At 39.7% G+C, this 13186-nt stretch carries 14 protein-coding genes, 1 tRNA gene, 1 rRNA gene, 1 other RNA gene and 1 other annotated feature; of the genes, 14 read left to right on the forward strand and 3 right to left on the reverse strand.

Annotation, left to right across the window (positions count from 1 at the left end; all coding sequences use genetic code 11):
- Positions 1–74, forward strand: a 5S ribosomal RNA gene (rrf, locus tag EKC99_RS16145); the annotation flags it as partial.
- 20 nt (positions 75–94) lie between these two features.
- On the opposite strand, the gene EKC99_RS13905 is transcribed toward rrf, so the two are convergent.
- Positions 95–796 (reverse strand): YaaC family protein, encoded by a 702-nt coding sequence (locus EKC99_RS13905; RefSeq protein WP_163152432.1) that lies wholly within the window; start codon positions 794–796, stop codon positions 95–97.
- Positions 797–912: 116 nt separating this feature from the next.
- Between EKC99_RS13905 and guaB the strand changes: the two genes are divergently transcribed.
- From guaB to EKC99_RS13935, 6 genes are all read left to right on the forward strand, one after another.
- Positions 913–2379, forward strand: a complete 1467-nt coding sequence (gene guaB / locus EKC99_RS13910) for an IMP dehydrogenase (protein ID WP_163152434.1) — start codon at positions 913–915, stop codon at positions 2377–2379.
- A 140-nt stretch (positions 2380–2519) separates the two neighbouring features.
- The gene (locus EKC99_RS13915) at positions 2520–3797 is read left to right on the forward strand and encodes a D-alanyl-D-alanine carboxypeptidase family protein (protein WP_240468892.1); all 1278 of its coding nucleotides are present in this window, start codon (positions 2520–2522) and stop codon (positions 3795–3797) included.
- A gap of 212 nt (positions 3798–4009) precedes the next feature.
- Entirely contained in the window at positions 4010–4894 is an 885-nt protein-coding gene (gene pdxS, locus EKC99_RS13920; RefSeq protein WP_009360710.1) for a pyridoxal 5'-phosphate synthase lyase subunit PdxS, read from the forward strand.
- A gap of 18 nt (positions 4895–4912) precedes the next feature.
- Positions 4913–5491 (forward strand): pyridoxal 5'-phosphate synthase glutaminase subunit PdxT, encoded by a 579-nt coding sequence (gene pdxT / locus EKC99_RS13925; RefSeq protein WP_163152438.1) that lies wholly within the window; start codon positions 4913–4915, stop codon positions 5489–5491.
- Between the two features lie 56 nt (positions 5492–5547).
- Positions 5548–5763 (forward strand) — a binding site (T-box leader).
- 49 nt (positions 5764–5812) lie between these two features.
- Positions 5813–7087 carry a serine--tRNA ligase gene (gene serS / locus EKC99_RS13930; RefSeq protein ID WP_163152440.1) on the forward strand — a complete coding sequence of 425 codons (1275 nt, stop codon included), beginning with the start codon at positions 5813–5815 and terminating at the stop codon, positions 7085–7087.
- Between the two features lie 79 nt (positions 7088–7166).
- Positions 7167–7259: transfer RNA gene (locus EKC99_RS13935), tRNA-Ser, on the forward strand.
- A 132-nt stretch (positions 7260–7391) separates the two neighbouring features.
- Here EKC99_RS13935 and EKC99_RS13940 read toward each other — a convergent pair.
- Positions 7392–8060: a deoxynucleoside kinase gene (locus EKC99_RS13940; RefSeq protein WP_009360707.1), complete on the reverse strand. Its 669-nt coding sequence runs from the start codon at positions 8058–8060 to the stop codon at positions 7392–7394.
- Positions 8057–8695, reverse strand: a complete 639-nt coding sequence (locus EKC99_RS13945) for a deoxynucleoside kinase (RefSeq protein ID WP_163152441.1) — start codon at positions 8693–8695, stop codon at positions 8057–8059. The genes EKC99_RS13940 and EKC99_RS13945 overlap by 4 nt, the downstream gene beginning before the upstream one ends.
- A gap of 134 nt (positions 8696–8829) precedes the next feature.
- Between EKC99_RS13945 and tadA the strand changes: the two genes are divergently transcribed.
- The 7 genes from tadA to EKC99_RS13980 all read left to right on the forward strand — a co-directional run bounded on the left by tadA (position 8830) and on the right by EKC99_RS13980 (position 12965).
- A complete protein-coding gene (tadA, locus tag EKC99_RS13950; RefSeq protein ID WP_163152443.1) occupies positions 8830–9318 on the forward strand; it encodes a tRNA adenosine(34) deaminase TadA in 489 nt (162 codons plus the stop codon).
- A 73-nt stretch (positions 9319–9391) separates the two neighbouring features.
- An RNA gene (ffs, locus tag EKC99_RS13955) (signal recognition particle sRNA large type) lies at positions 9392–9656 on the forward strand.
- A gap of 109 nt (positions 9657–9765) precedes the next feature.
- Entirely contained in the window at positions 9766–11445 is a 1680-nt protein-coding gene (dnaX, locus tag EKC99_RS13960; RefSeq protein ID WP_163152445.1) for a DNA polymerase III subunit gamma/tau, read from the forward strand.
- A 16-nt stretch (positions 11446–11461) separates the two neighbouring features.
- A complete protein-coding gene (locus EKC99_RS13965; RefSeq protein ID WP_009360703.1) occupies positions 11462–11785 on the forward strand; it encodes a YbaB/EbfC family nucleoid-associated protein in 324 nt (107 codons plus the stop codon).
- A gap of 9 nt (positions 11786–11794) precedes the next feature.
- Entirely contained in the window at positions 11795–12391 is a 597-nt protein-coding gene (recR, locus tag EKC99_RS13970) for a recombination mediator RecR (protein WP_004888493.1), read from the forward strand.
- Complete coding sequence (locus EKC99_RS13975) at positions 12391–12612, forward strand: YaaL family protein (protein WP_163152447.1); 222 nt, start codon at positions 12391–12393, stop codon at positions 12610–12612. Before recR ends, EKC99_RS13975 begins: the two co-directional genes overlap by 1 nt.
- 86 nt (positions 12613–12698) lie before the next feature.
- A complete protein-coding gene (locus EKC99_RS13980) occupies positions 12699–12965 on the forward strand; it encodes a pro-sigmaK processing inhibitor BofA family protein (protein WP_009360701.1) in 267 nt (88 codons plus the stop codon).
- Positions 12966–13186 lie beyond the last annotated feature (221 nt).

Here is a 13186-nt window from a genome sequence, read left to right on the forward strand (position 1 = left end):
ACACGGAAGTTAAGCTCTCCAGCGCCGATGGTAGTTGGCGGGACACCGCCTGCGAGAGTAGGACGTTGCCGGGCAAAGAGAAGACCAAGACGATTTAGTCTTGGTCTTTGTTGTTATGTAGCAAATAATGATATAAATATCTCGGTACTTTTCGTTCCGTTACGTCTAAAAACTGTACAATAAAAGGGTATGCGTCATTTGAATAACTATGGAGGAGATCATACCACCATTCCGTTTCATAGCGACAAATCATACTTAAATTATAAAGCAATAAATAGTGAGCAACGATTTCGTGAATTTGTTTGCTTCGTTCATTTTGTTGTTTAAAATATAGATCAAATAAGGGATTTAGTTCTTCAATTTGTTGCAGTAATTGCCCCATACAAAACTTTTCCCCGTATGCGTGTTTCACATGAAACATTTTTTCAGAAAAATAAGTAAACAACCCGTGCTTTTGAATTTTTACTTCGTCTTTAAAAAAATCGTAGTTTTGTTTTTTTCTTTTTCTCGTCGATACTCCATGTGCTAAAACTGATGATGATTCTGGATAATCAGGGTGAATTGTTAATAAACACGCTTTAAGAAGCTGTACATTCCCATAAAATAATAAAACAGGTTTGATAGCCAACGGCGCTTCATGAGCCGTATCATAAAACTTTTTTCCATGTTGTAAGTAGTACATAAATGGATAACAATTGTCGTAACTTTTCTTTTCAGCGTCCTCTCGTCCTTCTTGTTTATAGCGTTCAATTAAAAATTGATGTACAAAATTAGATGAGTAAAATACTTCCCACATCGTATATTCTCCTTATACAATTGATCGAATTATCTAACATTTTCGTGTTTTCTTGACAGAAAAAAGCGAAGTTGATACTCTACTAATTAATATTTCCAAAGTGAGGGGGAAAAACAATGTGGGAAACAAAATTTGCGAAAGAAGGATTAACATTTGATGACGTCCTTTTAATCCCAGCCAAGTCAGAAGTGTTGCCTCGTGATGTCGATTTAACAGTTGAACTAAGTAAAACGTTAAAATTGAATATCCCGATTATTAGTGCAGGAATGGATACGGTAACCGAAGCGGAAATGGCGATTGCAATGGCACGCCAAGGAGGATTAGGAATTATTCATAAAAACATGTCAATTGAACAACAGGCGGAACAAGTCGATAAAGTAAAACGTTCTGAAAGCGGTGTAATTACGGATCCTTTCTTTTTAACTCCTGAACATCAAGTATATGACGCGGAACATTTAATGAGTAAATATCGGATTTCAGGTGTTCCGATCGTCAACAATGCGGAAGAACAAAAGCTCGTTGGAATTATTACGAATCGCGATTTACGCTTTATTCAAGATTACTCAATGAAAATTTCTGATGTGATGACAAAAGAAAACTTAATTACTGCCCCTGTTGGAACAACATTAGAAGAAGCGGAAAAAATTTTGCAAAAGTACAAAATTGAAAAACTCCCTCTCGTTGATGATCAAGGTGTGTTAAAGGGACTTATCACGATTAAAGATATTGAAAAAGTGATTGAATTTCCAAACGCAGCAAAAGACGCGAAAGGACGTCTTCTCGTTGGAGCAGCTGTTGGAGTGACTGCAGATACGATGTTGCGTGTGAAAAAGCTTGTGGAAGCCAATGTCGATGTTATTGTAGTTGATACAGCGCATGGTCATTCTAAAGGTGTACTTGAGACGGTACGGAAAATTCGCGACACGTATCCAACTTTAAATATTATCGCAGGAAATGTCGCGACAGCAGAGGCGACGCGCGACTTAATTGAAGCAGGAGCGAACATTATTAAAGTTGGCATTGGTCCAGGATCCATCTGTACGACACGGGTTGTCGCAGGTGTCGGCGTGCCACAAATTACAGCGATTTATGACTGTGCAACAGAAGCGCGAAAATACGGTGTAGCTATTATTGCTGATGGAGGAATTAAATATTCTGGTGATATCGTAAAAGCTTTAGCAGCTGGTGGACATGCTGTTATGCTCGGTAGCTTGCTTGCAGGCGTGTCTGAAAGCCCTGGAGAAACAGAAATTTACCAAGGTAGACGATTTAAAGTATATCGTGGGATGGGCTCAGTGGGAGCGATGGAGAAAGGAAGTAAAGATCGTTACTTCCAAGAAGATAATAAAAAATTTGTTCCAGAAGGTATTGAAGGACGAGTACCTTATAAAGGACCGCTTGCCGATACGATTTATCAACTTGTTGGGGGATTGCGTGCAGGAATGGGTTACTGTGGCACGAAAAACTTAGAAGAATTGCGAGAAAAAACGCAATTTGTGCGCATGACTGGAGCAGGATTAAGAGAAAGTCACCCTCACGATGTTCAAATTACGAAAGAAGCTCCAAACTACTCATTCATGTAATAACAACTAGACAGAGGTGGAAGATTCCTCTGTCTATTTTTTTTTACAAGAGTATGTTAAAATAACGGTTATGTAAAACAGAGTTGGAGGGTTTGAGCGTGAAAACATGGTACAAGAGCTTCATCATTTCCATCGCAGCAATGTTCTTATTTATGGTGACTTTACCGCAAAATATAAAAGCGGAAGAAGACGTACTAAATATTGAAGCAGATGCCGCTATTCTTGTTGAAGCGGAGACGGGGAAGATTTTATATCAAAAAAACATTGATGCGGTTTTAGGAATTGCTAGTATGACAAAAATGATGACGGAATACTTGTTGCTAGAGGCTATTCATGAAGGGCGCGTAAAATGGGATCAAGAATATGCAGTAAGTGAGTATGTATATCAAATTTCCCAAAAGCGCGATTTATCGAATGTTCCGTTGAGAAAAGATGGGAAATATACAGTGCGTGAACTGTATGAAGCGATGGCGATTTACTCAGCAAACGGGGCGACAGTTGCTATTGCAGAAATTGTTGGTGGTTCGGAAACAAATTTCGTTAAAATGATGAATGAAAAAGCGAAAGAGTTAGAATTAAAAGATTACAAGTTTGTCAATGCAACAGGGTTAAATAACAAAGATTTAGGAGGATTGCACCCTGCAGGTAGCGGAGATAACGAAGAAAATGTGATGTCTGCTCGTGCTGTAGCGACATTAGCATATCATTTATATCATGAGTTCCCAGAAATTTTAGAAACAGCAAGTATTCCTCGTAAGTATTTCCGAGAAGGAACAGATGACCAAATTAAAATGGATAACTGGAACTGGATGCTCCCGGGACTTGTTGCAGCATACGAAGGTGTCGATGGGATTAAAACGGGATATACAGAATTTGCAGGATATTGTTTTACAGGTACAGCAGAGCGAAATGGCATGCGCTTTATTACCGTTGTGATGAATGCGAAAACGAATGGAAAAGGTACGCATTTATCGCGCTTTGAACAGACGAGAAAAATGCTGGATTACGCGTTTAGCAACTATACGGTGCAACAATTGTATCCAAAAGGTTATATTACAAAAAAACATAAAACAGTAGCAGTAAAGAAAGGAAAAGAAAAAGAAGTTGCCATTGCAACAAAACAACCATTGTCGCTTGTCATTAAGCGAGGGGAAGAAAAAAAATATAAGCCTGTTGTCGTCATTGAAAAAGAAACGTTAACAGCTCCTGTGAAAAAAGGACAAAAAGTAGGATATATGTACGTGAAATATGAAGGAACAGATTATGGTTACTTAACAAAAGAAGGAGAAAAGGTAGAGATCGTAACAAAGCGAGCTGTAGAAAAAGCAAATGGTTTCGTTTTGGCGATGCGAGCGATTGGCGAATTGTTCAGTGATATTTGGAATGGTGCTTCAAATGCGATGAAAGGATTATTTTAAAGCTCTCTTTTTAGAGGGCTTTAAAATTTTTATTGTGATTTTTAAAAAAATTGAGTTAAAATAAAAAAATGTAGTTAGTGTTTCTATACTTTTACGTAGTAAAAACGTATGCTAGAATATGGATAGTGTACTGCAGTGATGAATAGTTGTCGCTGGATTGATTTTTCAGTACAATATCACAATAACGATATACATAATGGGAGGAATGAACGGTGGCGGTTACAGGTACAGAACGTGTAAAACGCGGAATGGCGGAAATGCAAAAAGGTGGCGTCATTATGGACGTCGTGAACGCAGAACAAGCGAAAATTGCTGAAGCAGCAGGTGCAGTAGCTGTTATGGCTCTTGAGCGTGTTCCAGCGGATATTCGTGCAGCAGGTGGCGTTGCACGCATGGCTGATCCGACTGTGATTGAAGAAGTGATGAAAGCAGTATCGATTCCAGTCATGGCGAAGGCGCGTATCGGTCATTATGTTGAAGCGCGTGTATTAGAGGCGCTTGGTGTAGATTACATCGACGAGAGCGAAGTGTTGACGCCGGCAGATGAAGAATTTCATATTGATAAACGTCAATTTACTGTACCGTTCGTATGCGGTTGTCGTGATTTAGGTGAAGCGGCTCGTCGCATTGCTGAAGGGGCATCTATGCTTCGCACAAAAGGTGAACCGGGAACAGGAAATATTGTCGAAGCTGTTCGCCATATGCGAAAAGTCAATGCTCAAGTGCGCAAAGTTGTTAGCATGAGCGAAGATGAGTTAATGACAGAGGCAAAAAACTTAGGCGCACCATTTGAAGTGCTGTTAGAAATTAAACGTCTTGGTCGTCTTCCTGTCGTTAACTTTGCAGCAGGTGGTGTCGCAACACCAGCAGATGCCGCGTTAATGATGCATTTAGGTGCTGACGGTGTATTTGTCGGTTCAGGTATTTTTAAATCAGAAAACCCTGAAAAATATGCGCGTGCTATCGTTGAAGCGACAACTCATTTCGAAGATTATGAATTAATTGCTCATTTATCAAAAGGACTAGGTGGAGCGATGAAAGGGATTGATATTTCTTCGTTGCTTCCTGAACAACGGATGCAAGAACGTGGATGGTAATATAAAGGAGCAATGAATATGACGAAAATAGGGGTACTCGGATTGCAAGGAGCCGTACGTGAACACGTACGTTCAATTGAAGCGTGTGGTGCCGAAGCGGTAGTTGTTAAAAAGGTGGAGCAACTGGCACATATTGATGGCCTTATTATTCCAGGCGGCGAAAGTACGACGATGCGTCGTTTAATGGACAAATACGGGTTTATGGAACCGCTGAAGCAATTCGCGCGTGAAGGAAAGCCAATGTTTGGAACGTGTGCAGGCTTGATTATTTTAGCCAAAAAAATTGTTGGTTACGATGAACCACACCTTGGTTTAATGGATATTACAGTCGAACGCAACTCATTCGGACGCCAACGCGAAAGTTTTGAAGCATCTTTAACAATTAAAGGTGTTGCGGACGATTTTATTGGTGTATTTATTCGAGCTCCGCACATTGTGTCCGTAGGAGACGACGTTGATGTCCTTGCGACATATGAGGACCGTATTGTCGCGGCAAGACAAGGACAATTTTTAGGATGTTCGTTTCATCCAGAATTAACGGACGATCATCGCATGACACAATATTTTATAAACATGGTTAAAGAAGCGAAAGAATAAACAGGTTGCATTTTGTTTAAACTTATAGTACATTATTTCCAAGAAAATGATATAAAGAAAAAGCGATGACAGGAACTAGTAACAAGCCCTCTTCCTTTCAGAGAGCCGATGGCTGGTGTGAATCGGCAGGAATGACTTGTGAATCCATCCTGGAGCGAAATGCTGAACGCGTGAAGTTAGTAGGCATTTCCGGTGAGAACCGTTACATGTCTCGAGTGGAAGACGCACGTCTTCAACTAGGGTGGCAACGCGGGAATACTCTCGTCCCTTTCTTTTGGGACGGGAGTTTTTTGTTTCATAAATCAAAAAGGAGGAATGACGATGTTAGACTTAAAATTTCTACGTGCCAATTTTGAGGAAGTAAAACAAAAACTTCAGCATCGTGGCGAGGACTTAACGGATTTTGAACAATTCGAGCAGCTCGATCGTCGTCGCCGTGAATTAATTGCGCAAGCGGAGGAATTGAAAAATAAGCGAAACGATGTGTCACAACAAATTGCCATCTTAAAGCGTGAGAAAAAAGACGCAGACCATCTGATTGCTGAAATGCGTGAAGTTGGCGATCGCATTAAAGTGCTTGATGATGAATTGCGAGAAGTGGAACAACAGCTTGAGACGTTGCTTTTATCAATCCCAAACGTTCCGCATGACTCTGTGCCGATTGGCGAATCAGAAGATGACAATGTAGAAATTCGTAAATGGGGAGAGCCACGTTCATTTTCTTTTGAACCGAAACCACATTGGGAAATTGCGGATCGGCTTGGAATTTTAGATTTTGAACGCGCAGCAAAAGTAACAGGAAGTCGATTTGTGTTTTATAAAGGCCTTGGAGCACGATTGGAACGTGCGTTAATTAACTTTATGTTAGACGTACATGTTGAACAGCACGGATATGAAGAAGTTTTACCACCGTACATTGTGAATCGAACAAGTATGACAGGAACAGGGCAGCTTCCGAAGTTTGAGGAAGATGCGTTCCGGATCGAGAGTGAAGATTACTTTTTAATTCCAACAGCAGAAGTTCCTGTGACTAACTTACATCGCGATGAAATTTTATCAGCGGACGATTTGCCAATTAAATATGCTGCTTATAGCGCATGTTTCCGTTCAGAAGCGGGATCGGCAGGAAGAGATACGCGCGGATTAATTCGTCAGCATCAGTTTAACAAGGTAGAGCTTGTCAAATTTGTAAAACCGGAAGATTCTTATGAAGAACTCGAAAAGTTAACAAATGATGCGGAACGTATTTTACAATTATTAGGTTTGCCGTATCGTGTGATGAGTATGTGTACAGCTGATCTAGGCTTTACTGCAGCGAAAAAATATGACATTGAAGTATGGTTGCCAAGCTATGGTACGTATCGAGAAATTTCTTCTTGCAGCAATTTTGAAGCGTTCCAAGCTCGCCGTGCAAACATTCGTTTCCGTCGAGATCCAAAAGCGAAGCCAGAACATGTGCATACGTTAAATGGATCTGGTTTAGCCATTGGACGAACAGTTGCAGCGATTTTGGAAAATTATCAACAAGAAGATGGAACTGTCGTTATTCCGGAAGTGCTTCGCCCATACATGGGAGGAAAAGAAGTCATTGCATAAGGGGAGAATGCCCTCCCCTTTTTTTATAAAAAGTGTTGACATAGGATAATGATTATGATAGATTAATACATGTCGATACGGAGGAGTACCCAAGTCTGGCTGAAGGGGTCGGTCTTGAAAACCGAGAGGCGTCGAAAGGCGCGCGGGGGTTCGAATCCCTCCTCCTCCGCCACCATTCGAATGTTCACAAAACCACAGCGCATAAAATGGAGATTGTTTATTGAATAATTCGTTACATATTGTAACGAATTTTTGTTTTATATAAGCAAAACGAAAGGATGCCCGAAATGAAGCGAGGGCATCCTTATTTTTTTAATTTGCGATATTGTTCGATCATGTAACCAATTTTTGCGACGATCGGCTCAATCGATTGGGCATCGCGAATAATATCGTATTCATTAATGTTAATGCGCAAAACAGGACAAGCATTAAAACTGTTGATCCATCTCTCATATCTTTCGTACATTTCTTTCCAATATTCAATCGGTGTTTGTTGTTCCATTGGGCGACCGCGTTCACGAATGCGCTTAATGATTTCCTCAAAACTTCCTTCTAAGTAAATAAGTAAATCAGGGTGTGGGAAATAAGGTGTCATGACCATCGCTTCAAATAAACTTGTATATGTTTCATAATCGACTTTTGACATCGTCCCTTTTTCAAAATGCATTTTTGCAAAAATGCCAGTATCCTCGTAAATGGATCGGTCTTGAACAAATCCTCCACCATATTCGAAAATACGTTTTTGTTCTTTAAATCGTTCTGCAAGAAAATAAATTTGAAGATGGAAACTCCAACGTTTAAAATCAGCATAAAATTTATCTAAATAAGGGTTTGTGTCTACCTTTTCAAAAGAGGTGCGGAATTGAAGTGCATCAGCTAACGCTTTTGTCATTGTTGATTTTCCTACACCAACCGTTCCGGCAATGGTAATAACAGCATCGCTTGGAATATGATATTTTTCTCGTAAATTCATTGTTCTAAGCTCCTTTTAAGAACAGATTGCAGTTCGTTTAAAATAAAAAATCGGTCTTGGTCACGATGAACGAAATCGAGTTCATCTCCGTTAAACCGTAATACAGGAATGTGAGGGTGAGCTTGTTCAAATTGCTCCATTGCTTGTTCGTAAGCATGTGATAATTGTTGTAAATAGTTCGGATCAATGTTTTTTTCAAATTCGCGACCTCGCAAGGCGATACGTTTGAGCAACGTGTGTAATGAAGCATGCAAATAAATGACGACATTCGGTTTTGGCATGTCGTTCGTTAAAATGTCATAAATTTGCACATATTTTTCGTATTGTTTTCCCTTTAAAGTTTGTCTAGCAAAGATTAAGTTTTTGAAAATATGATAGTCAGCTACAACCGGTTTCCCATTGCTTAAAAACTTTTTTTCGACATCTTCTAGCTGTTTGTAACGATTGCATAGAAAAAACATCTCCGTTTGGAAGCTCCACTCTTCGATGTTTTCGTAAAATTTACCTAAAAAAGGATTCTCATCAACAATTTCTTTTAACAATTCATATTGAAAATAGTCTGAAATGACCTTTGCTAATGATGTTTTTCCAACACCGATTGGACCTTCAACAGTAATAAAGGGCACGTGGGACATTGTGTAACCTCCTTCAGGTGAAACCGTCTGTGTAGACAGACAAAATTTATTTTAACATAAAACGATTCGTCTGTATGTTGCTTTTTTATTTTGATATACTCTTATAGATGATAAAAAGTACGGGAGTTTCAAAAATGAGAAATGATGAGTATTACATGCATTTAGCTATTGAAGAAGCAAAAAAGGCGGAGAACATCGGAGAAGTGCCAATTGGTGCAGTTGTTGTATATAACGATGAAGTGATTGCGCGAGCTCACAATTTACGTGAACGAGATCAACGATCAATTGCACATGCGGAGCTTTTAGCTATCGATGAAGCGTGTCGAAAACTAGGGACGTGGCGATTAGAAGAAGCAACGCTGTATGTGACGTTAGAACCTTGTGCGATGTGTGCTGGAGCGATTGTTCTTTCCCGCATCAAGCGGGTTGTGTTTGGGGCGAGCGATCCGAAAGGAGGATGTGCCGGAACATTAATGAATTTATTGCAAGAGCCACGCTTTAATCATCAAGTGGAAGTTGTGAGCGGGGTGTTAGCTGAACAATGTGGTGGAATGCTGAGCGAATTTTTTCGGCGTTTACGTCAACAAAAAAAGGAAGAAAAAAATAGAGCGAATTCCAATTAAATTCCATTGTGTAGTCATTGCAATTTATATGAAAAAGAGATATACTTATACTTGCGTTAGCGATAACGCATTGCCGTGCTAAGCGGGGAGGTAGCGGTGCCCTGTACTCGCAATCCGCTCTAGCGAGGCTGAATTCCTTCTTTAGGCTAGTTTGCTGTAGAGTCTGCCTAGAGTAAGTGGTGTTGACGTTTGGGTCCTGCGCAATGGGAATCCGTGAACCCTGTCAGGTCCGGAAGGAAGCAGCAGTAAGCGGACGCTCCCATGTGCCGCAGGGGTGCCTGAACTGAGCTAACTACTCTAGTAACGTCTATGGCAGCTAGTCGACAGAAGGTGCACGGCAATTTACATATTTCGGCACACAAGCACTTGCTCAAAAGGCAAGTGCTTTTTTCGTATGTTTTTTAATGATATAATGAATGGGATATGAGCAAAGAGGAGGGCAGTTTCGTGAGTTATAAAGCTTTATATCGTGTTTTTCGACCGCAAAGTTTTAAGGATGTAGTCGGTCAAGAACACGTGACAAAAACGTTGCAAAATGCCCTGCTTCAACAAAAGATTTCACATGCATATTTATTTTCAGGTCCGCGTGGGACAGGGAAAACGAGTATAGCTAAAATTTTTGCTAAAGCGGTAAACTGCGAGCATCGTCCAACAGCAGAGCCATGCAACGAATGTCCGACTTGTTTAGGCATTACGAACGGTTCGATTTCTGATGTGTTAGAGATTGACGCAGCATCAAATAACGGAGTGGATGAAATTCGCGACATTCGGGAGAAGGTGAAATTTGCTCCAACGTCAGCGCCGTATAAAGTGTATATTATTGATGAAGTGCATATGTTATCCATCGGGGCGTTTAATGCGTTATTAAAAACGTTGGAAGAGCCTCCGAAACATGTGATTTTCATTTTAGCAACAACGGAACCACATAAAATTCCTTTAACAATCGTTTCGCGATGTCAACGATTTGATTTTCGACGCATTGAGTTAAAGTCAATTGTCTCTCGGTTAAAAACGGTTGTTGCAGAAGAAGGTATAGACGTAGAGGAAGAAGCACTATTTGCGATCGCACGTGCTGCTGATGGCGGAATGCGTGATGCGTTAAGTTTGCTCGATCAAGCCATTTCTTTTAGTGACAATCGTGTGTTACTGGAAGATGTGTTAGCGGTTACAGGTGCAGTTTCACAACGAAAAATTGCAGATTTAATTTACGCGATATATGAAAAAAAGACCGTTGAGGCGTTGCGTCTTTTTCAACATTTAATGGAACAAGGGAAAGACCCGAATCGTCTTGTGGAAGATTTAATTTACTATTATCGAGATATGCTTTTATATAAAGCGGCCCCTCAACTAGAGGATGTGACGCATCGTGTGCTCGTTGATGAACGATTTCGTGAGCTTTCTGACATGATTCCAACATCGCTTATATATGAAGCGATCGATTTGTTAAGTAAAAGTCAACAAGATATGCGCCTAACGAACCATCCGCGCGTGCATATGGAAGTTGCGATTGTGAAGCTTTGTTATGAGGAGGAACGAGTAATCAAAACTTCGCTTTCTCCGGCCTTAGAAGAGAAGGTGAAACAGTTAGAAGAACAATTAGCAAGGCTACAAGAGACAGGTGTAAAGCCCTCTGCTTCAGAAACAAGTGAATCGGTGAAAAAAACAGGGAAAAGTATTCGGACAGACTATAAAATACCGATAGGACGCATTCATGAAGTGCTTCGCCAAGCAACACATCAGCATTTATCTCTTATTAAAGGAAATTGGCCACATGTGCTTGAGACGTTAAAAAAGCAAAATAAAGTGTCACATGCGGCATTATTACAAGAGAGTGAACCTGTAGCAGCAAGTGGCGCAGCTTTTGTGTTAAAATTTAAATATGAAATTCATTGTAAGATGGTTGCTGATAATAGTAACTATGTTAAAGATAATTTAGAGCACGTATTATTTGAGTTAACGGGAAAGAAACTTGATACGATTCCTGTTCCTGAAAGTGAATGGCTTCAAATTCGAGAGCAGTTCATTCGCCAACAAACAAATGGGGATGAACAACATGAACAAGAAGATCCATTCATTTCAGAAGCGAAAAAGTGGTTTGGTGAAAACTTAATTGAAATTAAAGAATAATGGAGGAATGATGAAAATGATGCGTGGAATGGGAAATATGCAAAAGATGATGAAGCAAATGCAAAAGATGCAAAAAGATATGGAGAAAGCACAAGCAGAATTAGCAGAAAAAACAGTTGAAGGAACAGCAGGCGGTGGAATGGTTACCGTTATTGCCAATGGTCATAAACAAATTTTAGAAGTGAAAATTAAAGAGGAGGTCGTTGATCCAGAAGATATCGATATGTTGCAAGATTTAGTGCTTGCTGCAACGAATGATGCGTTAAAAAAAGTTGATGAGTTAACTGCCCAAACAATGGGACAGTTTACAAAAGGATTGAATATACCAGGATTATTCTAGGAGGCTACTATGTACTACCCAGAGCCGATATCGAAATTGATCGACAGCTTTATGAAATTGCCAGGCATCGGGCCGAAGACGGCCGTCCGTCTGGCGTTTTTTGTGTTAAATATGAAAGAAGATGTCGTATTAGATTTTGCAAAAGCGCTTGTAAATGCAAAAAGAAATTTAACGTATTGTTCATCGTGTGGCCATATTACCGATAAAGATCCTTGTTATATTTGTGAGGATGACAAGCGAGATCGTTCGATCATTTGTGTTGTTCAAGACCCGAAAGACGTGATTGCTATGGAAAAAATGAAAGAATATAATGGGTTGTATCATGTGTTACATGGAGCGATTTCACCTATGGAAGGAATTGGACCGGAAGATATTAAAATTGCTGAATTGCTTAGACGTCTTCAAGATGAAACGGTTCAAGAAGTGATTTTAGCGACGAATCCAAATATTGAAGGGGAAGCGACAGCTATGTATATTTCCCGTCTATTAAAGCCAACAGGTGTTAAAATTACGCGTATTGCTCATGGATTGCCCGTTGGTGGCGATCTAGAATACGCCGACGAGGTGACATTATCTAAAGCTCTGGAAGGAAGAAGGGAACTATAGTGCTTTGGAAACGAAAAGGATGGCTGCGCAAACAATTTAACGACCAACTGATTGAACGATTGCAACATTATCGGGATGAGTGGATGGATAAGAAACAATTAATAGAAAAAAGTGTTGAGCCTTCTGAAAAGGTCATATTTGATTTAAAAATTGCTGAAGCTAAGTATTTATTTCTCCTTCGGGAAGCTAAAAAGCGAAAAGTATCGATTGGGAAGGGATGATACCTCTTCCCTTTTTATATGGGCTTGTCATACAGAAGTGAGGTGAACATATATTAAAAATAAAAAAGATTGAGGGAGAGAAAAATATGAATGAAACAGTTGTCATTGTGTCGATCGTCAGTCTCATTGTTATTATTTTGCTTATTGGTATTCCGATACGTTTGACGCGGTTAATTGGTGAAGGAATTGCTCGTCTTGTCATCGGGGCTTTATTTATTTTTTTAATTAATGTTGTCGGAGATGTATCAGGTATCCATTTGCCTATTAATTTGTTTACAGTAACCGTGACAGGTTTTCTAGGTATTCCAGGTGTTTTAGCACTCATTTTCATTCAACAATATGTCATTTCATAAACGGACATATCCGTTTATTTTTTTGTTGACGAATATAGATGTCCATGATATATTAATACGTGTCGTTGTCAAAATGAAAAAACATGTTGACAAAGGATTGTTGATCTAGTATTATAGAAAATGTCTTTGTTGTTCTTTGAAAACTGAACAAAACAGCAGCGTAAAAGCTAAGGATAACTTTTCTATGGAGAGTTTGATCCTGGCTCAGGACGAACGCTGGC

The organism is Anoxybacillus sp. MB8 (genome assembly GCF_011006755.1).
GTDB lineage: Bacteria > Bacillota > Bacilli > Bacillales > Anoxybacillaceae > Anoxybacillus > Anoxybacillus gonensis.

Bases quoted from the DNA above. Each gene is read 5' to 3' on its own strand.
- EKC99_RS13905 (WP_163152432.1), bottom strand. From the start codon at position 796: ATGTGGGAAGTATTTTACTCATCTAATTTTGTACATCAATTTTTAATT.
- guaB (WP_163152434.1), top strand. From the start codon at position 913: ATGTGGGAAACAAAATTTGCGAAAGAAGGATTAACATTTGATGACGTC.
- EKC99_RS13915 (WP_240468892.1), top strand. From the start codon at position 2,520: ATGTTCTTATTTATGGTGACTTTACCGCAAAATATAAAAGCGGAAGAA.
- pdxT (WP_163152438.1), top strand. From the start codon at position 4,913: ATGACGAAAATAGGGGTACTCGGATTGCAAGGAGCCGTACGTGAACAC.
- serS (WP_163152440.1), top strand. From the start codon at position 5,813: ATGTTAGACTTAAAATTTCTACGTGCCAATTTTGAGGAAGTAAAACAA.
- EKC99_RS13940 (WP_009360707.1), bottom strand. From the start codon at position 8,060: ATGAATTTACGAGAAAAATATCATATTCCAAGCGATGCTGTTATTACC.
- EKC99_RS13945 (WP_163152441.1), bottom strand. From the start codon at position 8,695: ATGTCCCACGTGCCCTTTATTACTGTTGAAGGTCCAATCGGTGTTGGA.
- tadA (WP_163152443.1), top strand. From the start codon at position 8,830: ATGAGAAATGATGAGTATTACATGCATTTAGCTATTGAAGAAGCAAAA.
- EKC99_RS13965 (WP_009360703.1), top strand. From the start codon at position 11,462: ATGATGCGTGGAATGGGAAATATGCAAAAGATGATGAAGCAAATGCAA.
- recR (WP_004888493.1), top strand. From the start codon at position 11,795: ATGTACTACCCAGAGCCGATATCGAAATTGATCGACAGCTTTATGAAA.
- EKC99_RS13980 (WP_009360701.1), top strand. From the start codon at position 12,699: ATGAATGAAACAGTTGTCATTGTGTCGATCGTCAGTCTCATTGTTATT.